At 61.4% G+C, this 20,534-nt stretch carries 17 protein-coding genes; 5 read left to right on the forward strand and 12 right to left on the reverse strand.

Going from position 1 to position 20,534, the window contains the following annotated elements:
* The first annotated feature begins 25 nt into the window (after positions 1-25).
* The 3 genes from A9404_RS05950 to A9404_RS05960 all read left to right on the forward strand — a co-directional run bounded on the left by A9404_RS05950 (position 26) and on the right by A9404_RS05960 (position 5,412).
* The gene (locus A9404_RS05950; protein ID WP_066099346.1) at positions 26-634 is read left to right on the forward strand and encodes a nitroreductase family protein; all 609 of its coding nucleotides are present in this window, start codon (positions 26-28) and stop codon (positions 632-634) included.
* 208 nt (positions 635-842) lie between these two features.
* Complete coding sequence (locus tag A9404_RS05955) at positions 843-3,998, forward strand: bifunctional diguanylate cyclase/phosphodiesterase (RefSeq protein WP_066099347.1); 3,156 nt, start codon at positions 843-845, stop codon at positions 3,996-3,998.
* Between the two features lie 160 nt (positions 3,999-4,158).
* Positions 4,159-5,412: a GGDEF domain-containing protein gene (locus A9404_RS05960; RefSeq protein WP_066099348.1), complete on the forward strand. Its 1,254-nt coding sequence runs from the start codon at positions 4,159-4,161 to the stop codon at positions 5,410-5,412.
* A gap of 13 nt (positions 5,413-5,425) precedes the next feature.
* Here the strand turns inward: A9404_RS05960 and A9404_RS05965 are convergent, their stop codons facing one another.
* The 12 genes from A9404_RS05965 to ppa all read right to left on the reverse strand — a co-directional run bounded on the left by A9404_RS05965 (position 5,426) and on the right by ppa (position 17,321).
* Positions 5,426-6,955: a SulP family inorganic anion transporter gene (locus A9404_RS05965; RefSeq protein ID WP_066102891.1), complete on the reverse strand. Its 1,530-nt coding sequence runs from the start codon at positions 6,953-6,955 to the stop codon at positions 5,426-5,428.
* Positions 6,956-7,101: 146 nt separating this feature from the next.
* A complete protein-coding gene (locus tag A9404_RS05970; RefSeq protein WP_066099349.1) occupies positions 7,102-7,512 on the reverse strand; it encodes a MazG nucleotide pyrophosphohydrolase domain-containing protein in 411 nt (136 codons plus the stop codon).
* Position 7,513: 1 nt separating this feature from the next.
* Positions 7,514-8,494, reverse strand: coding sequence for a lipoyl synthase (gene lipA, locus A9404_RS05975; RefSeq protein WP_066099350.1), 981 nt, complete (start codon positions 8,492-8,494; stop codon positions 7,514-7,516).
* A gap of 56 nt (positions 8,495-8,550) precedes the next feature.
* Positions 8,551-9,219, reverse strand: coding sequence for a lipoyl(octanoyl) transferase LipB (lipB, locus tag A9404_RS05980; RefSeq protein WP_066099351.1), 669 nt, complete (start codon positions 9,217-9,219; stop codon positions 8,551-8,553).
* Positions 9,200-9,538, reverse strand: a complete 339-nt coding sequence (locus A9404_RS05985) for a YbeD family protein (protein WP_082922778.1) — start codon at positions 9,536-9,538, stop codon at positions 9,200-9,202. Before A9404_RS05985 ends, lipB begins: the two co-directional genes overlap by 20 nt.
* On the reverse strand, positions 9,538-10,395 hold the full coding sequence (locus tag A9404_RS05990) for a D-amino acid aminotransferase (protein WP_066099352.1): 858 nt from the start codon (positions 10,393-10,395) through the stop codon (positions 9,538-9,540). The genes A9404_RS05985 and A9404_RS05990 overlap by 1 nt, the downstream gene beginning before the upstream one ends.
* A 93-nt stretch (positions 10,396-10,488) precedes the next feature.
* Positions 10,489-11,676, reverse strand: a complete 1,188-nt coding sequence (locus A9404_RS05995) for a D-alanyl-D-alanine carboxypeptidase family protein (RefSeq protein ID WP_231880957.1) — start codon at positions 11,674-11,676, stop codon at positions 10,489-10,491.
* 32 nt (positions 11,677-11,708) lie between these two features.
* Positions 11,709-12,575, reverse strand: a complete 867-nt coding sequence (locus tag A9404_RS06000) for a septal ring lytic transglycosylase RlpA family protein (protein WP_066099353.1) — start codon at positions 12,573-12,575, stop codon at positions 11,709-11,711.
* An 11-nt stretch (positions 12,576-12,586) separates the two neighbouring features.
* Positions 12,587-13,702, reverse strand: a complete 1,116-nt coding sequence (mltB, locus tag A9404_RS06005; RefSeq protein WP_066099354.1) for a lytic murein transglycosylase B — start codon at positions 13,700-13,702, stop codon at positions 12,587-12,589.
* Positions 13,699-14,895: a rod shape-determining protein RodA gene (gene rodA / locus A9404_RS06010; RefSeq protein ID WP_257736851.1), complete on the reverse strand. Its 1,197-nt coding sequence runs from the start codon at positions 14,893-14,895 to the stop codon at positions 13,699-13,701. The genes mltB and rodA overlap by 4 nt, the downstream gene beginning before the upstream one ends.
* Positions 14,885-16,753, reverse strand: coding sequence for a penicillin-binding protein 2 (gene mrdA / locus A9404_RS06015; protein ID WP_082922780.1), 1,869 nt, complete (start codon positions 16,751-16,753; stop codon positions 14,885-14,887). Before mrdA ends, rodA begins: the two co-directional genes overlap by 11 nt.
* A gap of 37 nt (positions 16,754-16,790) precedes the next feature.
* The gene (gene ppa / locus A9404_RS06020) at positions 16,791-17,321 is read right to left on the reverse strand and encodes an inorganic diphosphatase (RefSeq protein ID WP_066099355.1); all 531 of its coding nucleotides are present in this window, start codon (positions 17,319-17,321) and stop codon (positions 16,791-16,793) included.
* Positions 17,322-17,487: 166 nt separating this feature from the next.
* Here ppa and A9404_RS06025 point away from each other — a divergent pair, with 166 nt between their 5' ends.
* Positions 17,488-18,141, forward strand: a complete 654-nt coding sequence (locus A9404_RS06025) for an adenylate kinase (RefSeq protein ID WP_066099356.1) — start codon at positions 17,488-17,490, stop codon at positions 18,139-18,141.
* 8 nt (positions 18,142-18,149) lie between these two features.
* Complete coding sequence (locus A9404_RS06030; RefSeq protein WP_066099357.1) at positions 18,150-20,486, forward strand: LPS-assembly protein LptD; 2,337 nt, start codon at positions 18,150-18,152, stop codon at positions 20,484-20,486.
* Positions 20,487-20,534: the final 48 nt, after the last annotated feature.

A 20,534-nucleotide genomic window follows, 5' to 3' on the forward strand; every position in this document is an offset into this window, starting at 1 on the left:
CCACCCAAAAACTGGAGTTGATCACATGAACGTATCCGAAGCCATTCGAAGCCGTCGCTCGGTCAAACATTTCGATCCCGACTTCAAACTGACCCCGACGGCGCGAGACGAACTGCTCGGCCTTGCGCTGCAGGCACCGACCGCCTTCAATCTTCAGCACTGGCGCTTCGTCGTCGTTGACGACCCGGCCCAGCGACAGGCCATCCGCCAGGCAGCCTGGGATCAATCCCAGGTGACGGATGCCGCCCTATTGGTCATTCTCTGTGCGGATATGGCCAGCTGGGAAAAGCATGCCGCACGCGTCTGGCAAAACGCGCCCGATGCCGTCCGTGAAATGATGGTGCCCGCCATCGACGCCTACTATCGTGACAAGCCGCAAGTACAACGCGACGAGGCCATGCGCAGTTGCGGGATCGCCGGACAAACACTCATGCTGGCCGCACGGGAAATGGGGTTGGACAGCTGCCCGATGGACGGCTTCGATTTCGATGCCGTCGCCCGTCTGATCGACCTGCCCGACGATCATGTCATTGCCTTCATGCTGGCCATCGGCAAGAAAACGAAGGACGTCTGGCCCAAACCCGGACAACTCGCCCTGGAAGAAGTCGTCGTCGCCAACCGCTTCTCCCGTTGATCTTCCCGGATGCGGACGCCCGTCCGCATCCGGCCATGACCGCGTCAAACGGCGGAAATGGCGTTCTGTCGCATTATCCTCCCCCTGATGTTAACCTTCATCTCACAAACCACCTGACGTGGTAGGGTTAAGACCGGCCACGGCCATCAGGGCCGCACCGAATAGAACAATACAGTCGCGACGGGATGGAATGGGAACCTGAGATGTGATGGATGCCTACCGCAGCAAAACCAGATTCACCCGCAACCTGTGGCTGACCTTCGGTCTGTTCTGCGCGCTATCCGTCGCTTTTATCGTTTACGTGCGTGCCGAACAAGCCATCGGTGATGCGAATGACCTGCGATGGCGATCCATCCTTCTGGGCAGCGAATTGCGTGAAGCGTCCAATGACCTGACCCGGACGGCCCGGTCCTATATCGCCACCGGCAACCCCGTCTTCAAATATTGCCATCAGAGAATCCAGGCCATGCTGAGCGGGGCAGCGCCCTTTGCCGAACAGTATGAAAGCCCCTGCTGGAATCTCAATACTCAAGGCGTCCATGCCAAGTCGATGCTCCAGAATCAACCTGCACTGACCCTCTCCGCTCTGATCGAAGCCGGACGCTTCACCGAGGAAGAGAAACGCCTGCTCACCGAGGCCATCACCCAGATCACGCGACTCAACCAACGAGACGTACGAGCCATTGCCTTGGCCGATACCCCCCGTTCACCATCGGATGATCCCGAGGAAGCGGCACTGGGCCCACTCAGAAGCCCCGCCTATTACGAGGAAAAGAACGCGGCACTGCAGCGGATCCATCAGTTCATGCAACTCGTTTCCGAACGCACCCGCGCGGATGTGGACCATGCCAAGCAGATCGCACAGGAAATCCGCTGGCTCTTCATTGTGCTGGCCCTGGCTCTCATGGGGCTTCTGATCACCACCTACCGAGCTTTGAATACCACGCTCGGCGGCACGATCGATCTCATCCATGAACAATTGGAACGAATGGGTCGCGGCGATTTCACACAGCCGATTGCCATCGGCCCCGATCAGGAAAACAGCGTCATGGACTGGCTCGGCCGAACTCAGGTGCAACTCAGCGAACTTGAGCGCACCCGGCACGAGAACGAAGCCCAGATTGCCCGAATCACCCGATTGTATGCGGCGATGAGCCAATGCAACCAGGCCATCGTACGCTGCCACAACCAGGAGGAACTGTTCGCACAGATTTGCCAGGATGCGGTGCGCTTCGGAGGCATGAACATGGCCTGGATCGGCCTGATCGATCCGAAGACCCAGAGCATTGGCCCCGCTGCGGCCTACGGAGATAAAACCGGCTACCTCGAGAATTTCCGCATTCCCCTGAACCCCGAAAAACCCGGAAGCCACGGCCCGACGGGCACGGCCATTAGAGAAAACAGACCGTATTGGTGCCAGGATTTTCAACATGATCCGAGCACCCTTCTCTGGCGGCCGGGTGCCGCAAAAGCCGGCTGGAAATCCTCCGCCGCACTGCCGCTCCATCGTGGCGGGCGTATCATCGGGGCCTTCATGCTGTATTCCGAGGAAACAAACGCATTTGATGACGCGGCGCAGCAACTCCTGATCGAAATGTCCGCGGACATCAGTTTTGCCCTGGACAACTTCGAACGGGATAAGCAGCGGGAACGTGCCGAAGCCGAGCGGATAGCTGCACTGGACCGACTCCAGAAAATCACCCACCACGTACCTGGCATGGTCTACGAATATCGACTGGATGCGGATGGTCGATCCAGCTTCCCCTTCGCCAGCGACGGCGTGCGCAAAATCTATCAGGTGGCCCCTGAGGATATCGTCGAGGATGCAAGCATCGTCTTCACACGAATTCACCCGGATGATCTGGCAAGCGTCAGTGCCTCGATCGCGCGATCCGCCCGGGATCTCACCCCCTGGCAGCACGAATACCGCGTCTTTTTCGAAGATGGCAGCGTTCATTGGCTGTACGGCAACTCTCTGCCCGTCCGAGAGCCGGATGGCAGTACGGTTTGGACCGGTTTCATCACCGACATCAGCCGACAGAAGGCGGACGAGGCCCGGATTGCCCACCTGTCGAATTTCGACGTACTCACCGGCTTGCCCAACCGCATCCTGCTCCAGGAGCATATCCAGTACGATCTCGCCAGTGCTGCCCGGAGCAAGACAGCCCTGACCCTGATGTTCCTTGATCTCGACCACTTCAAGAACATCAACGACACGCTGGGTCATGCCGTTGGCGACGAGCTCCTGATTTTGGTCGCCCGGCGGCTTCAAGGCCTCCTGAGACCCCAGGACACCCTCTCCCGCCAGGGCGGCGACGAATTCATTCTGGTGCTCCCGGAATGCGATGCCGACCACGCAGCGCGGATCGCCCGCCGGATGCAGGAACAGTTCGTTCAGCCCTTCGTCATCGATCGTCACGAGCTGACCATCGCCCTGTCGATCGGTATCGCGCTCTATCCGAGCGACGGCCAGGATTTCAATACCTTGTCGAAACATGCCGACATCGCCATGTACCGAGCCAAGCAATCCGGTCGCAATGACTACCGATTCTTTACCCCAGAAATGCAGACGCATTCCGATCGGGTCATGCGCCTGGACAGCGCCCTGCGCAAGGCATTGGCGCGTGAAGAATTTCACCTGATGTATCAGCCACAGATCGAGATCGCAACCGGCAGGATCATCGGTGCGGAAACCCTATTGCGTTGGCAGCATCCGGATCTCGGTCAGATTTCTCCGGCCGAATTCATCCCCATTGCCGAAGACAATGGCCAGATCCTCCCCATCGGCGAGTGGGTTCTGAAGACGGCGGCCCGGCAAACCCGGCAGTGGCTGCAGGATCGGGATCACGCCTTCCTGATCGCCGTGAACCTTTCCGCCATCCAGTTTCGGCAGCCCAATCTCCCGCAGCGGGTACTGGAAATCCTGCATGAAACCGGTCTCCCCCCGGAACATCTGGAACTTGAACTGACCGAGCGGATTGCCATGGACGATCCGGTCACCGCGATCGAGATCATCTCGACCCTCAGAAAACAGGGCGTCCGGCTGTCGATCGACGATTTCGGCACGGGATACTCGTCCCTCAGCCTGCTCAAGCGGTTCCAGGTCTACAAGCTGAAAATCGATCAATCCTTCGTTCGCGACATGACGGAGGATCCGGAAGATCGGGCAATCGTGCACACCATCATCACCATGGCACACAGCCTGGGACTCACCACCATTGCCGAAGGCGTGGAAAATGCTGAACAACTGGCCCTGTTACAGGAAATGGGCTGCGAGGAATCCCAAGGTTACTTCACTGGCCGGCCCATGAGCGCCGACAGTTTCGGCGAATTGCTGCAAGCCCAATTCGGAGCACAGACATGACAGACGACTACCCTTTCATCCGCGCTGGCCGCAGGATGCTCAAGGAGAGAAACAGGGGGCTTGTGGGTCGATCAAGCCCACAGAAAGATCTCCGTGAAGGCGCCGATCAACGACGGCAGATGATACGCGCATGCCGCCATCCGGCCCGGGAAGGTTACTCATGAACCTCGGCATCACCTCGGTTCCACCGGATATACTCGATCATCTGCCCGTCTGCGTGGTGATCGTGAATCGGGACACGGTGGTCTACGCCAACCCGGCGGCTCAGAAGCTTTTCGAGGCCGCGAATCCAGAAGAGATTCTGGGCCACTCGATCAACGAATTCATTCATCCCCTCGATCAGCAACGCGTTCTGGCCCGCGTCCGACGGGCAGAAGAAGGCCCTTACACCAACCCGCCCACCGAATATCGGATTTACACCTGCAAGCGCAATCTCGTGGTCATCGGCATGACCAGTACGACCTACATTTTTCAAGGGGAAATCAGCCTCCTCGCCGCGTTCATGGATATGACCGAGCGTACGGCGATGGAGGCGCGCCTGCGGGAAACCGACGAACAATTCCAACGCATGATGAACACCATGCAGGACGTGTTCTACCGCACGGATGCCGAAGGCATCACCCGCTATGTCTGCCCTGCCGTCAAACAGGTATTGGGGTTCAGTGCAGAGGAAATCATGGGCCGACCTGCCGCCGATTTCTATCCGGATCCGAGCGACCGGCAGGTACTCAAGGAGGCGATCCTACGCGAAGGCTTCGTGCGCGACTTCCCGGGACAGATGCGACGCAAGGACGGCAAGATTATCGACATCTCGATCAGCAGCACCGTCATACTCGACGAAGAGGGCAAATATGCCGGGGTCGAAGGCATCTGGCGGGACATCACCGAACGCCGCAACCTGGAACGCGAGCTCGAGCGTCGAGCGACCACCGACGAACTGACCGGCATCGCCAATCGCCGCACGATCCTCGAGCAGCTCGATTACGCCCATAAACGATACCTGCGCTACCGCCACCCGCTGGTCCTGTTTATCCTGGATCTGGATTTCTTCAAGAGAATCAACGATCAGCATGGCCATATCGCCGGCGATCGACTGCTCGTCCAGCTGGTCGAATGCGTCCAACACCAACTACGCGAAATTGACCAATGCGGCCGACTCGGTGGCGAGGAGTTCATCGTGATCCTGGATGAAACCTCAGTGGAGCAGGCACAGGAAATCGGGACACGCATTCTGCAGACAGTCCGCAATCGGGCATTCGACATCGGGATTGATGCCCCGATCCACATTACCGCCAGCATCGGTGCGACCTGCGCCCTGCTGAGCGACCGGACGATCAGTCATCTGATGGAACGTGCAGACAATGCGCTGTACGCGGCCAAGGATTCGGGGCGGGACAGAATCTGCTGGAACTGACACCCCAAGTGCGTTAGCGGACCTCGTCGGCCACGTGGTAGAGCGGATCCTCCTGAATATTGACCTCCACGAGATCCCCGGCCTTCTTGAGCAACGAGCGGCACTCCGGCGACAAATGCCGCAGGTGGAGCTGCTTGCCCACGCAGCGGTATTTCTCGGCCAGATTGTCGATGGCCTCCAGCGCGGAATGATCGACAACCCGGGAATCGGCGAAATCCAGAATCACATCGTCGGGGTCGTTGCGAAAATCGAAGGACTCGGCGAACTGGGCAGTGGACGCGAAGAACAACGGTCCCTTGATGCGATAGACGCGACTACCTTCCGGCGTCGATTCGGAGGTAATCCGCAATTCTCGGGCATGCGCCCAGGCAAAGACCAGTGCCGACACGATCACGCCCGTGATCACCGCGATCGCCAGATCCGTCACCACCGTCACGAGCGCCACCAGAATGCCGACGAAAATATCCTGGCGCGGCACCTTGCCGAACAGGCGCAGCGAGCCCCATTCGAACGTGCCGATCACCACCATGAACATGATGCCGACCAGCGTGGCGAGCGGGATCCTCTCGATCAATGGCGAAAGGAACAGGATGAACATCAGCAGGAAAATCCCCGCCACCATGCCGGACAGCCGCCCGCGCCCGCCGGACTCCACATTGATGATCGTCTGTCCGACCATCGCGCAACCGCCCATGCCGCCGAAAAAACCGCTGGTCATGTTGCCCAGCCCCTGCGCCACGCATTCCCGGTTCGGTTGGCCGCGGGTTTCCGTCAGGTCGTCCACGAGCTGCAGACTGAGCAACGACTCGATCAACCCGACCCCGGCCATGATCAGCGAATAGGGCAACACCGTCATGAAGGCATCCCAGGTCAGCGGAAAATCGGGCAGATGGAATTGCGGCAGGTCACCCGCGATGGACGAGAGGTCACCGACGGACTTCGTATCGAGCCCGAGCCCGATGGCCAGGAGGCTGGTGACCACGATGGCCACCAGCGCGGCAGGCACCGCCTTGGTGAACTTGGGCAGGAAATGAGCAATCGCCATGGTGACCACGATCAACCCGGCCATGATGGCCAGGGGCTGACCGGTGATCCAGTGCATCTGTCCATCGGCGCCCTTGGTCTTGAAATGCTCCAGCTGCGCCATGAATATCACGATCGCCAGGCCGTTTACGAACCCCAGGAAAACGGGATAGGGCACGATCCGGATGTACTTGCCCAGACGGAACAGGCCCACGGCGATCTGGATCACGCCCATCAGCACCAGGGCCGCCAGCAGGTACTGCACGCCATGCGTCACCACGAGGCCCACCATGACCACGGCCGTCGACCCGGTCGCCCCGGAGATCATCCCCGGTCGACCGCCGAAAGCCGCCGCAATGAAGGCCATGATGAACGCACCATACAAACCCATGATCGGACTGACGTGCGCCACGAAGGCGAAGGCCACCGCTTCCGGCACCAGGGCCAGGGCGACGGTCAGGCCCGACAGAAGTTCGGTACGTGTGTTGCCCGCGTTATTCAGGCCCAGAAGATGAAACATGGCGATATCCGTACGTCGATGCACGATGAAAGAACAGGTCGGCGCAAGCATGGCTTTGGGTGCCGGATTGCCGTCGACAATCGCGGATCACGGACCGCGGGTCAGTCGGCCATGCTCAAGAGGTCCGTACGGTAAACAAGGGAATGCTAATGGTCAAGGCATTCGGCCTTCGCCAACCGATACCGTGCCAGCTGTCGGGCCAGGGGCTCCCGCGACAGATCGCTGCCTTCGGACCAGGCCGCCTGCTCCATGGCCTGGAAGCGTCGCGTGAATTTCCCGTTCGTCGATGCCAGAGCCGATGCCGGGTTCAACCCTGCCTTGCGCAGCAGATTGATCAGCGCGAACAGCACATCCCCTGCCTCGTCCTCGATCGCCGCCGAGTCGCCGCTCTGGAGGGCGGCAGCCAACTCGGCTACTTCCTCGTGCAGCTTGTCCTGCACGGCCGCCAGATCCGGCCAGTCGAAACCGACCGAGGCCGCCGCGGCCTGCAGCTGCTCGGCACGATCGAACACGGATACCTTCGCATCGACCTCATCGAGGGCGGATACCCGCTTCATGTCACGCGTCTGCCGCAACCTGAGTCAGGGCGATTTGCCCACCCCGATCCGCATGATAGGAAGACCGAACCATCGGACCGCTGGCCACATGGCTGAAGCCCATCGACTCGGCCTCGCGCGCGAAGGCAGCGAACTGATCCGGCGTGACGAACCGCTTCACCGGCAGGTGGTTACGGGAAGGCTGCAGATACTGGCCAAGCGTGAGCATGTCCACCTGATGCGCACGCATATCCGCAAGCACCGCCCGCAGCTGATCGTCCGTCTCGCCCAGGCCCAGCATCAGACCGGATTTGGTGGGCACCTCGGGACAACGGGCCTTCATGGTCTGCAGCAAACGCAGCGAGCCGAGGTAATCCGCGCCCGGCCGGGCCGCGCGATACAGCGACGGCACCGTTTCGAGGTTGTGGTTGAACACATCCGGCGGGTCATTCGCCAGGATGTCGATGGCGACTTCCTCGCGCCCCCGAAAATCCGGCGTCAGGATCTCGATGGTGAGGCTTGGGCAGCGTTCGCGCAGGGCCCGGATTACGGCCGCGAAATGGGCCGCGCCGCCATCGCGCAGATCGTCCCGATCCACCGAGGTGATCACGACATACGTGAGGCCCATGGCCGCGACGGTTTCCGCCAGGCGCGTCGGTTCCTCGGCATCGACCGGACGCGGTTTGCCGTGTGCGACATCGCAGAACGGGCACCGACGCGTACAGATGTCGCCCAGAATCATGAAGGTGGCGGTACCGCCGTCGAAGCACTCGCCGAGATTCGGGCAGTTGGCCTCCTCGCAGACCGTATGCAGCCCCTGATCCCGCAGGATCTTCTTGAGGCGCTGGACCTGCGCGCCGCCCTGCGGGCGAGCACGAATCCACTCCGGCTTGCGCGGCATCACGACGGTCGGCTCGATTTTCACCGGGATGCGCGACACCTTGTCCGCGGAGCGCATGGCAGGTGTCGGTCGATCCATCGGTGGCAGGGTATTTTCGGACATAAAAGCAGGCTCTGGCAGGAAAACTCAAGGAATGGCGACGGTCCGGCTGTCGAGGCTCAATCGCCCGGGGCCGACAGCAGCTCGACCAGTTGACGCGCGATGCCCTCAATGGACAAGGCGGATGCCGTCGCGCCCTCGGCACAGACATCGCGCAGCTGCGTGACGGGCAGGCGCGCCATGCCGCAGGGGTTGATCCGCGCAAACGGCGCAAGATCCATATCGATATTGAACGACAGGCCATGATAGCAGCGGCCCTGGCGAACCTTAAGCCCCAGCGCCGCGATCTTGGCACCGGACACGTAGACACCGGGGGCGCCCGAAAGTCGCTCGGCCGACACCCCGAACGTCGCGAGAACGTCGATGATCGACTGTTCCAAGCGGGACACCCACTCCCGCACGCCTATCCCGCGACGGGCCAGGTCGACCAGGGTATACAGCACGAGCTGCCCCGGACCGTGATAGGTGACCTGACCGCCCCGGTCGGTCGGCACCACGGGAATCCCCCCGGGATCCAGCACATGTTCAGGCCGGCCGTTCAACCCCTGGGTGAACACGGGGGCATGCGTCAGGTACCAGTATTCGTCGGGTGTTGTCGAATCCCGTTGCCGGGTGAACTCGACCATCTGCCGATGGATGGTCGCGAAATCGCAGGCACGGCCCAGATCGCGAAGGACGGGGTTCGGGACAACCGATGCCGAAGCAGCCTCAGAGGCACATCTTGACATCGGGGTGTGCGGTGATGCCGCGATAGATGGCATCCAGCTGACTCTGGGAGACGGCCGCGACCATCACGGTCATGCCCACGAAATTGCCCTTGGCGCTCGGCCGGATCGTCCAGGCCGATTCCGGCAAACCCGGCGAATGGGTGTCGACGACCGCGCGGATATCCGCCATGAAGGCATCCGTAGCCGGACCCATGATCTTGATGGGAAACTGGCAGGGAAATTCGATCAGGGTTTCCCGCTCAAGCGCCGCTTCCTCGGCCTTGACCGCCGCGGCATGCGCCTGCTCGGCGCGGGACTTGTCCGTCTCAAAATCGCTCATCACACCACCTGCTCTGTCTTCATCTGTTGGAAATCCCGGTTCAAGGTCGTCCAGACCGGACCGATCCGCCCATCGCCCACCGGTCGCTCATCGATCCGGGTGATCGGTAACAGATCGCGCGTGGAACTCGTAACGAACACTTCACTGGCATCGAAGAGGCGATCCAGGGGAATGGCCGACTCGACCACCGCTAACTGACCCTGGGCACGCAGCATTTCCAGCAGCTTCTGGCGGGTGATCCCGCCCAGGATATGCGGACCGAGCGGTGCCGTGTGCAGCGCGCCGTCGATAACCGCGAACAGGTTCGAGGCCGCGCCCTCCAGAGCCATGCCGTCCCGCACGAGAATCGCCTCGCTGGCACCGGCCGCCACGGCCTGTTGGCGAGCCATGATGTTCGGCAGCAGATTGACGCTCTTGATGTCGCAACGCGCCCAGCGCAGATCGGGGACCGTGATCGCCCGCGCACCCTCTCGGCGGATCGTCTCGGACAGGGCTGCCATCGGACTGGCACTGGCCAGCACCGTCGCCGCCACGGGCGGGTTCGGGTAGGCATGGTCGCGCTTGGGCGCCGTACCGCGCGTCACCTGGATGTAGATCGACACGTCCGGACTCGGGCAATCCCGGACCAGTCGCTCGATGATCGCGATCCATTCGTGCCGTTCAAGCGGTTCCCGAATGTCGATTGCCGCCAGGCTTCGGCCCAGTCGATCGATATGTTCCATCAGTCCGAATGAACGCCCCGCGAAAACCGGGATGACCTCGTACACTCCGTCACCGAACAGGAATCCCCGATCGAATACCGACACCTGGGCCTGTTCCGGCGCCACCCAACGACCATTGAAATAAACCTGCGTCATGATCCGTCCAAAGTAAAAAATCGGGACGACCGACAAACCGCGAGGGCGTCGGCGATCCCGTCATGTTCTGCCTAATACGCCACCGGGATTCGGTCAGAACCACAACTTGACGCTGTCCACCATGCTCTTGAAGAAACCGCCCTTCGGCACCGCCTTGAGCGCAACCACGTCGCGGGTCGCAATGACCTTGTCCCCCTGCTTCACGGTGATCGTGCCGACCGGCTGATCCACGGACAGCGGCGCAATGAGCTTGGGCTTCAGCGTCATGGATACCGTCACGTTCTTCGCCTGGTCCTTCGGCACCAGCACGATCATGTCCTTGGCCAAGCCAACCGGCACACTGTTACTGACGCCCTTGTAAACGGCCGGCGTCGCCAGGACGTCACCCGCCTTACGCACCGGGACATTTTCGAAAAAGCGGAAGCCATAGTTCAGCAACGCTTCGGCCTCGTTGTTGCGCGCCTCGTCGCTCTCCGTGCCGAGCACCACGGCAATCAGACGCATGCCATTCTGCTGCCCCGAGGTTGCGAGACAGAAGCCCGCTTCATCCGTATGACCGGTTTTTCCGCCATCTACCCAGTTGTCGCGGAACAGCAATTTCTCCCGGTTGTATTGCTTGATCCCGTTCCAGGTGAACTCCTTCTGCCGGAAGAACTCGTGGTAGTACTCGGGGAATCGCCGGACGAGATCATCGAACAGGATACTGATATCCCGTGCCGACATCACATGGCCAGGGGCGGGCCAACCGGTGGGATCCTCGTAATGCGTATGCGTCATACCCAGCTTCTTCGCCGTGGCATTCATTTCGGAAACGAAGGTGGCCTGGTTGCCACCGACATATTCCGCCAGGGCGGTGGCCGCATCGTTGCCGGATTGCACGATCATGCCGCGCAACAGGTTCTCGACACTGACCTGCTTGCCAACCTCGATGAACATCTTCGAACCCTGCATCTGCCAGGCATTCTTGCTGATGGTGACCATGTCGGTCAGGTGAATCTGACCGGATTTCAGGGCACTGAACACGAGATAGGACGTCATCAGCTTGGTGATGCTGGCCGGCGGCACCGGCTGATCGGCGTTTTTCTCGACGATCGTCTGGTCGGTATTGGCATCCAGCAGGATGTAGGACCGGGCGGAAAGCACCGGAGCGCCGGGAATCGGCATGGCTGCCGGCGCATCGGGGACCGGTTCCGCCGCCATCACCGTCGACATCAGCGACGTCGAGATCACGGCAGCCGCGAAAATGCGCATCCCCGAACGCAGGATTGCTGCGTTTGTCATTGCCCGACTCAACCGATACCCAAACTTAACCATCATTGTTCAACCACCATCTGCGCGTTTTCAAAACCAATTCTTCTGAGCTGATCCATCGTCCGGTCGAATGCCTCCAGAGAGGGAATCGGTCCGACACGGACCCGGCTCAAGGAACCGACCGGCACGGTCAGTACCGGTCCGATATTTGCCTGTTCCAGGCGACGGCGGGCGTCCATCACGTGGCCAATCTCGCCAAAGGCGCCCACCTGGATATAGACGTCCGAACCCCATACGGCATGCGGAAGCGATGCTGCCGAGGAACCGCCGCTCACCGGTGGGATGCGCGCCGGCATCGGCGGCGCGGATACGGTTCGGTTTGCCACGGTGACGGGTACGGGCGCGGCAGGCTGATCGGGCGTGACCACCCGGACATCGACCATGGCCGTGCCCCGTCCCAGCATGCCGATCTTGCGCGCCGCGGCATAGGACAGATCGATGATGCGGTTCGACACGAACGGTCCGCGATCGTTCACCCGAACCACGACCTGCTTGCCGTTTTCCAGATTCGTTACCTGCACGTAGGATGGAATCCTCAGGGTCTTGTGTGCCGCCGTCATCGCATACATGTTGTACCGCTCGCCGCTGGCGGTCGGACGGCTCTGGAAATTCGGTCCATACCAGGACGCGACCCCCTGCTCGTCATAGCCATTGTTGCTGGCCAACACCCGATAAGTGCGACCATTCACTTCATACGCGGGCGGGTTCAGGCGGCTGGGTTGGCTCTCAAAGCGCGGCGTCGCATTTTCGGTCGCGGCCTCGTTCGGGTTAAGCCGAGGTCCCGTGGAGCAACCGGCCAGCATGAACAGCAGCACAAGGAGACCAACCACCCCGCCGCGCCACAGAAAGGATCGATGGGCATCGCCCATGTTCGCTCCCCTCACGGCTTGTCGTCCCCCGTGGTTCCGTCATCGGCCTGGGGTGTTGCCTGGGACGCTGCCTGAGTCGTCGCCCGGGCGGCAGTGATCGCCTGACTCAACTGCCAGACCGCCATGGCATAGAGCGTGCTGTGGTTGTAGCGGGTGATCACGTAGAAGTTGTCCAGCCCGACCCAGTATTCGACCTTGTCCGGCCCGGTCAGGGTGAACACCATGACCTTTTCCTGATCGGGCAGATACAGATCCTTCGGCAACGCGATGCCCATGGCCCGCAACTGTCCAACCGTCACCCTGGGGGTCAGATTACGGCCCGTATTCAGATAGGGCTCGAGGGCTGCCTGCTGGGTCGTGACCTCAATCGGGAAACCGACCGGGCCGTCGTGCACCCAGCCGTGCTTGGCGAAATAGTTGGCGACGCTCGCGAACACGTCCGCCGGACTGTGCCAGAGATCCGCCCGGCCGTCGCCATCCCCGTCGATCGCAAACGCGAGATAGCTGGACGGAATGAACTGGGGCATGCCCACTGCCCCCGCATAGCTGCCGACCGCATCGTTGATGTTGAGGTGGTCCGCGCTCGCCATCTTGAAGAAATCGATCAACTGCCCCCGGAAGAAGGCGCCGCGCTTCGGATAATCGAATCCCAGCGTGGCCAGTGCATCGATCACCCGATAGGTACCCATGCGCCGGCCATAGAAGGTTTCCACGCCGACGATCGCCACGATGATTGCCGGCGAGACGCCGTACTTTTCGGAAATCTGCGTCAGCAGGTCGGCATGGGCATCCCAGAACGCGACCCCCTCTGCGATGCGCTTGGGCGTGATGAAAATCGGGCGGTACTGAGCCCAAGTCTTCGACTCGGCCGGCCGATTCATGGCATCGACGATGCTCTGCTGGTAGCGCGCGTCATCCAGCCACTGCTGGATTTCCGCCTGAGGAATGCCCGATTTCTGTGCGGCCTCCGCCGCAAACGCCCGGACATCGGCGCGCTGCGCGTACTGCCCCGGGGACGGGTCCGCCTGCACTGTACCGAGCCCGGATGCCAGCCCCAGTAGCCCGGCAATCAGTCCTCGCCCGATTACCCCAAAACCCTTCGATCGTTCGTCGCCCCGGTTGCTCATCGTTCATGCCCCAAAAAGCTGCGCTGTGTGCGAATACTCATCAGCATACCCAAGGCGATCATGATGGTCACGAGTGCCGTGCCGCCATAGCTCATCAAGGGCAACGGAACGCCAACGACCGGAAGAATGCCGATCACCATGCCGGCGTTCACGAACACGTACACGAGGAAGGTCATGGAAATGGCCGCCGCCAACAGACGCCCGGCCACGGACTCCGCATAGGCGGCGATATAGAGCCCGCGCCAGATCACCGCCAGGTAGAGACTGAACAGGATGATCAGCCCCATCAACCCGAACTCCTCGGCATAGACCGCGAGAATGAAGTCCGTGGTGCCCTCGGGCAGGAAGTTCAGGTGCGACTGCGTCCCCTGCAACCAGCCCTTGCCCCAGATACCCCCCGAACCGATGGCGATCATGGACTGGATCGTGTGGTAGCCCGCCCCCAGCGGATCGGCCATCGGGTTGAAGAGCGTGAGCACCCGTTCCTTCTGATAATCGTGCATGACGTAGAACCACATCAGCGGCGCCGCCGCGGAAACGGCGGCCACGAAGGCGAGCACGTAGTACCAGGACAGGCCGGCGAAGAACAGCACGAAGAGGCCCGCCATCATCACCAGAATCGCCGTGCCCAGGTCCGGCTGCATCACGATCAGCACGGTGGGCACCGCCAGCAGGGTCAGGGCGACCACCACGTCGAGGAATCGCGGCGGCAAGGGCCGCTTCGCCAGGAACCAGGCCAACATCATCGGCATACCGATTTTCAGCATCTCGGCCGGCTGAAACCGGATGAACCCGAGATCCAGCCAGCGTCGGGCGCCCTTGCCGATATCCCCCACCAGCCAGACAGCCACCAACATCAGCACCACACTGACGAACAGCCAGGGCGCGACCGCGAAGAAGACCCGCTGCGGGATCTGGGCGATCACCAGCATCAACAGGAAAGCCAAGGCAAAACGGAACGCGCTTTTCTCGACCCAGACCACACTCTGCTCCGAGGCGGAATAACCGGCCACAAGACCGATGGCCGCAATCAGCATCAGGAAAAAAAGCAGGACCGGGTCGTAACGGATCCGACGCAACACCCCGAACAGCTGACCGGGCACACGCAATGCATCCTGCCGTCCGGCCAGGCCGGTGGCCGAATCCAGCCGATCGGGCGTCCGCGGGCGTCCGCGATGGTCCTTAATCCCCATGTTGAACAAACTCCGGCTTAACGGTCTGACTGGGCTGATATCCGAGATAGTAATCCATCACCTTCCGGGCCATCGGCGCCGTCGTGCCCGATCCGCTACCCCCATGTTCCGCCAGCACCGCCACGGCAATCTTGGGATCGTCGTAGGGCGCGAATGCGATGAACACCGCATGATCGTGCAGTTTCTTCGCCAGTTCCTTGGCGTTGTACTGGGCGTTTTGCGCCACCGTGAACACCTGTGCGGTACCGGTCTTGCCGGCGATCAAGTACGGCGCGGCGATTCGGCGTGCCGTGCCATGCGGACTGTTCACCACATCCAGCATGCCATGGCGGACATCCTGCCAGAAACTCGGGCTCTTGAGCTCGATCGGCGGTTCCTTTTCCTCGTTGTTCTTGACGAGCCAGGGCCGATGACGCTTGCCGGATTCGGCCAGAATCGACGCCGTCTGCGCCAGTTGCAGGACGGTCGACAACATATAGCCCTGACCGATCCCCGCAATCACCGTTTCGCCGGGGTACCAGCCCTGCCCCTTGGTCTTCCGTTTCCAGGCACGGGAGGGCACGAGGCCGGAGGACTCGCCGGGCAGATCGATGCCAGTCTTCTCGCCCAGGCCGAACTCGGTGAGGAAATCGTGCAACTTGTCGATCCCCATCCGATAAGCCAGATCGTAGAAATATACGTCGCAGGACTGGGTAATCGCCTGGTCCAGGTTCACCCAGCCATGCCCCCATTTGCGCCAGTCGCGATAATGGTGGCTATCGCCGGGAATCTGGAAATACGGGCCGGCAAAAAACTTCTTGTTCGGATCCAGCAACCCGTATTGCAGGCCGGCCAGCCCCATCACCGGCTTGATCGTCGATCCGGGCGGATAGGTCGCCGTGATGGCTCGGTCGTAGAGCGGCCGCTCGGGGTCGTTCAGCAATGCCTGGTAATTCTTGCGACTGATGCCGTCGACGAACAGGTTCGGATCGAAACTCGGGCGGGACACCATCGCCTTGATCGCCCCGGTGCGCGGATCCTCCACCACCACGGCGCCGCTGTAGGTGCCCAGCGCGGCTGCCGCAATGCCCTGCAGCGGCACGTCGAGCGTCAGGTGAATATCCTTGCCCGGAATGGCCGGGGTGATGTGCAGCACCTTCACCACCCGACCGAGGGCATCCACCTCCACTTCCTTGTGTCCCGGCGTACCATGGAGCAGATCCTCGTACTGGCGCTCGATCCCCGATTTCCCGATGTATTGCGTCCCCTGGTACAAATCCGGGTTGATCCGCTTGAGATCGGCCACGTTGATCCGCCCCACGTAACCCACGACATGGGCCAACAGATGGCTGTAGGGATACACCCGTTTCAGGCTGGACACGATCTCGACACCCGGCAGCCAGGGCTGGAGCTGCGCCAGCTTGGCCTTCTCGTAGGGGGTGAGATCGGACTTGACCAGAACGGGATCGAACGACCGACCGAACCGGATGCGCTCCCGCAGATCGTGAAGCGTATCGGCGTCGAGACTGAGCACATCCTGCAGGATGGCCAGCTCGTTCTTGAGATTCGTGGCGTCTTCCGGCGTGATCTGTGCCTGGAACGTCGCGATGTTGCCCGCGACGACCCGCCCGCCGTCGTCGAAGATCCGACCCCGTTCGGGGGGAATGACCAACGTCCGAATCCGGTTCTTCTCCGCCAGTTCGGAAAAGTGCGCGTGACGGTCGACCTGGAGGAACGCCGCCCGCCAGATCAGCACCGAGAAGACGATTAATGCGATGAGTGCGGCCAGAAGCACCCGGCGCCGGAAGATGCGCCGACTGCGGCTACGATCGTTCAGGGCATCGCGCTGCGAATCGCGTAGAGAATCACGAATACTCATGACACCGGATCAGCGCGCTCCTTGGCCGCAAGTGCAATCAGGAAGCGGTATGACGCGCGATGGACGCATCGATCTCCGCACAGGCCGCCGCCTTGTCCGCCCAACCGTCGACACGGACCCATTTGCCGGCTTCCAGCGCCTTGTACTGCTCGAAGAAGTGCTTGATCTGCCCCAGCAGCAGCTCCGGCAGGTCCGTGGCTTCCTGAATGTCGTTGTACAGGGGCGTCAGCTTGCCGTGCGGCACGGCGACGATCTTCGCATCCACGCCGGATTCGTCCGTCATTTTCAGCATGCCCACGGGACGGGCACGAATGACGGAACCGGGCATCAGGGGGGTCGGCGTAACCACCAGCACGTCGACCGGATCACCGTCATCCGACAGGGTGTTCGGGATGAAGCCGTAGTTGGCCGGGTAGAACATGGCCGTCGCCATAAACCGATCCACCAGCAGGGCACCCGAATCCTTGTCCACTTCGTACTTGATCGGAGCACCCTGAGCCGGGATTTCGATCACGACGAAAATATCTTCTGGGGTCGCCTTGCCGGCGGGAATCTTGGCTAAATCCATGTTTTTCTCCTGAAAACGGAACAGATAGGTGGATAAATAAAGCAACGGGCGGATACACGCGCATACCGCCCGGACACAAACTTTGCGTATTATACGGACTTTATTTTTATCGCGCCGGTTCCGCTGGCAACAACCAACTCTTTCGATTTTTCAGGAAAACCCGCTCATGCGTATCGTTCTTCTCGGTGCCCCCGGCTCCGGCAAAGGCACTCAGGCTAAAAAACTGGTCGACCACTATGGCGTCATCCAGATTTCCACCGGCGACCTCCTGCGCGCTGCCGTTGCGGCGGGCACCCCGCTCGGCGTAGCCGCCAAGGCAGCGATGGACAACGGCCAGCTCGTGAGCGACGACATTGTCCTCGGCATGATCAAGGAACGGTTGAACCAGGCCGACACCCAGCGCGGTTACATTCTGGACGGCTTCCCGCGCAACCTCGCCCAGGCGGCCGCCCTGGACGAGCTGCTCGGCGAACTGAACCAGACGCTGGAAGCCGCCATCCTGCTCGACGTTCCCTTCGCGGATCTCCTGCGTCGCCTGACCGGACGTCAGACCTGCGCCAGCTGCGGTGCGGTCTTCAACCGTTACACCCATCCGAGCAAGGAACCGAATGTCTGTGATGCCTGCGGCGGCCCGCTGATCCAGCGCGACGACGACAACGAAGCCACCGTGAGCAAGCGACTCACGGTGTTCGAACAGCAGACCGAACCCCTGATCGCGTTCTACGAACAGCAGGGCAAGCTGCATCGCATCGACGGCACCCGCCCCATCGACACCATTACCGACGACTTCCACGACGTGATCGAACGCATGCAGTCGTGAGTCGCCGCATGTCCCCGCTGCCGACCCAGACCGCGCATCCGCACCATGACACCAGCACCGGGATAACCCGGCGCGTGTTCTCGGTACGCGTGCTGGCGCTGGCGATCGTTGCGGGCATGTATGGCCTATCCCCGACCGGAGGCTGGGCAGCCTCGACCGACGACAACGTCAATCCGGACTTCGTGCTCTGCCCACCCTTCGGCCCCGACCGGCCGCCGCTCCCGATCCAGCCGATCGATACGCCGACCCAGGCGACTGCCGATCATATCCGGCTGGCTCAGGATGGCACGATCAACATGACCGGTGACGCGCTGATTCAGCGCCCCACGGACCGCGTGACTGGCGACGAACTGACGTACCGGAAGAAGCCCGCCGAGAAAATCACCGGTTCGGGCAACCTGTGGTACGAGACCCCGGACTTCATCATTCAGGCCAAACGGGGCTGGCTGCTGCCCCAAATGCATCAGGGGCAACTCAGCGACACCCGATACTGGCTGGCCACCCGGCAGGCAACGGGCACCGCCGCTCAGGTGGAACAGCAAAGCGCGTCGACCTATCAGCTGAACTCGGCGGACTATTCGACCTGCCCGCCCGATCACCGCTCCTGGGATATCGCCGCCCGCCGCATCACCCTCGACCGGGCAAGCGGCAAAGGCGTCGCTCGCGATGCGGTACTCCATGCGGGCGGCGTCCCCATTTTCTACTTCCCGTACTGGACGTTCTCGCTCGACAAGCAGCGTCAGAGCGGATTTCTCCTGCCTTCATTCGGCAGCAGTACGACCGGCGGGCTGGAATACGCCCAGCCGATCTACTGGAACATTGCACCCGATATGGACGCCACGATCGGCCCGCACCTGTTCACGCGGCGCGGACTCGGGCTGGATACCGAATTCCGCTACCTGCACACCTTCGGCGGATCGGGACTCGGACGCGATCAGGTCAACGTATTCTGGTTGCCGCACGACCGCGTCTACGGTGACCGACGCTGGTCACTGGCCCTCAAGGATCGGGCACAGATCAATCCCAACCTGAATTACAGCCTGACCATCAATCGGGTTTCGGACAACCAATTCTTCCGGGATTTCTCGACCAATCTCACCCAGTCCGTCACCGACAACCTGGCCAGCCAGTTCACGCTGAATACCCAGGCAGGCGGATGGGGTCTCGGTCTATTTGCGCTCCGCTATCAGACCGTCAACCCACTGATCCCGGAGTCGGCCTATCCCTACCGGATCATGCCACGACTCACCGCCGTCCGCGGCTGGGATTTCGGTCCGGTCAGCCTGTCCCTGAGCGCGGACGTCACCCGATTCTCCCACCCGGACAGCGGCAATACCGTCGGCGATCGACTGCATGTCGCGCCGTCGCTCTATCACGTCTATCGTTCCAGTTGGTACGAAGTCACCCCGCGTCTGACGCTGGATGCCACCACCTATCAGCTGACCCGGGGCGTGAACGATCCGCTGTACGGTTCGGCCGATCCCCAGACACACCCCAATCGGGTGCTGCCGATCACCAGCGTGGATGCGAAACTGTATTTCGAACGCGCCTATGGCAGCAGCGGACGCTACCGGGCCGAACTGCAACCCCGGCTGTACTACCTGAACGTGCCCTATCGTGACCAGAACGCCATTCCGCTCTTCGATACCGGCCTGACCGACCTCAGCTACAGCCAACTGTTCACGGCCAACCGTTTCTCGGGCGGCGACCGGATCAGCGACGCGAACGCCCTGACCTATGGCATGTCCTGGTCGCTGATCGATGTTCAGGAAGGCACCGAACCCCTGAGTCTGCGAGTTGCCCAGCGCTACAACTTCCGGGAAAGTCGCGTGACGCCAATAGCCGCCCAAGGCGGCACGACCGTGGTCGCCGAAGCCTATTCGGACATCACCCGAAACTGGAACGGCGCCTTTACGGCGGAATACGACACGGATTCGGGCCATATCGGACGCACCCAGACCCGTCTGGGCTATCGGACCGATCACGGCAGCGTGGCCAACCTGAGCTACTTCACCAAGCCCCAGGACTACACCGCACCGTATCGCCAGACCGATATCTCCTTTGCCTGGCAGGCCAGTCCGCACTGGCAGATTCTCGGCCGTCTGGGCTACGATTTCACCCAGAAGAAGATCGTGCAATCCCTGCTGGGCGTCGGATACGACTCCTGTTGCTGGGCGACCCGCATCGCCCTCAAGCGGTACGTCGTCTCGCCGCAGACGATCACCGCCACGGCGAACCCCGTCAATTATTCCAATGCCATCATTTTCGAAGTGGAACTCAAGGGATTGGGTGCCTTTGGCAAACGCCGCGGATTGCAGCGGGAAATTCTCGGCTACGATCCCTGAAGGCCATGACGACGGCCGGCCAAACCCGGTTTGGCGACTGTCGTCGGG

Source organism: Halothiobacillus diazotrophicus (assembly GCF_001663815.1).
GTDB lineage: Bacteria > Pseudomonadota > Gammaproteobacteria > Halothiobacillales > Halothiobacillaceae > Halothiobacillus > Halothiobacillus diazotrophicus.

Bases quoted from the DNA above. Each gene is read 5' to 3' on its own strand.
- A9404_RS05970 (WP_066099349.1), bottom strand. From the start codon at position 7,512: ATGAAGCGGGTATCCGCCCTCGATGAGGTCGATGCGAAGGTATCCGTG.
- ppa (WP_066099355.1), bottom strand. From the start codon at position 17,321: ATGGATTTAGCCAAGATTCCCGCCGGCAAGGCGACCCCAGAAGATATT.
- mrdA (WP_082922780.1), bottom strand. From the start codon at position 16,753: ATGAGTATTCGTGATTCTCTACGCGATTCGCAGCGCGATGCCCTGAAC.
- A9404_RS06030 (WP_066099357.1), top strand. From the start codon at position 18,150: ATGTCCCCGCTGCCGACCCAGACCGCGCATCCGCACCATGACACCAGC.
- A9404_RS05960 (WP_066099348.1), top strand. From the start codon at position 4,159: ATGAACCTCGGCATCACCTCGGTTCCACCGGATATACTCGATCATCTG.
- A9404_RS05965 (WP_066102891.1), bottom strand. From the start codon at position 6,955: ATGTTTCATCTTCTGGGCCTGAATAACGCGGGCAACACACGTACCGAA.
- A9404_RS06025 (WP_066099356.1), top strand. From the start codon at position 17,488: ATGCGTATCGTTCTTCTCGGTGCCCCCGGCTCCGGCAAAGGCACTCAG.
- lipA (WP_066099350.1), bottom strand. From the start codon at position 8,494: ATGTCCGAAAATACCCTGCCACCGATGGATCGACCGACACCTGCCATG.
- mltB (WP_066099354.1), bottom strand. From the start codon at position 13,702: ATGAGCAACCGGGGCGACGAACGATCGAAGGGTTTTGGGGTAATCGGG.
- lipB (WP_066099351.1), bottom strand. From the start codon at position 9,219: ATGTCAAGATGTGCCTCTGAGGCTGCTTCGGCATCGGTTGTCCCGAAC.
- A9404_RS05950 (WP_066099346.1), top strand. From the start codon at position 26: ATGAACGTATCCGAAGCCATTCGAAGCCGTCGCTCGGTCAAACATTTC.
- A9404_RS05955 (WP_066099347.1), top strand. From the start codon at position 843: ATGGATGCCTACCGCAGCAAAACCAGATTCACCCGCAACCTGTGGCTG.
- A9404_RS05985 (WP_082922778.1), bottom strand. From the start codon at position 9,538: ATGAGCGATTTTGAGACGGACAAGTCCCGCGCCGAGCAGGCGCATGCC.
- A9404_RS05995 (WP_231880957.1), bottom strand. From the start codon at position 11,676: ATGACAAACGCAGCAATCCTGCGTTCGGGGATGCGCATTTTCGCGGCT.
- A9404_RS06000 (WP_066099353.1), bottom strand. From the start codon at position 12,575: ATGGGCGATGCCCATCGATCCTTTCTGTGGCGCGGCGGGGTGGTTGGT.
- rodA (WP_257736851.1), bottom strand. From the start codon at position 14,895: ATGGGGATTAAGGACCATCGCGGACGCCCGCGGACGCCCGATCGGCTG.
- A9404_RS05990 (WP_066099352.1), bottom strand. From the start codon at position 10,395: ATGACGCAGGTTTATTTCAATGGTCGTTGGGTGGCGCCGGAACAGGCC.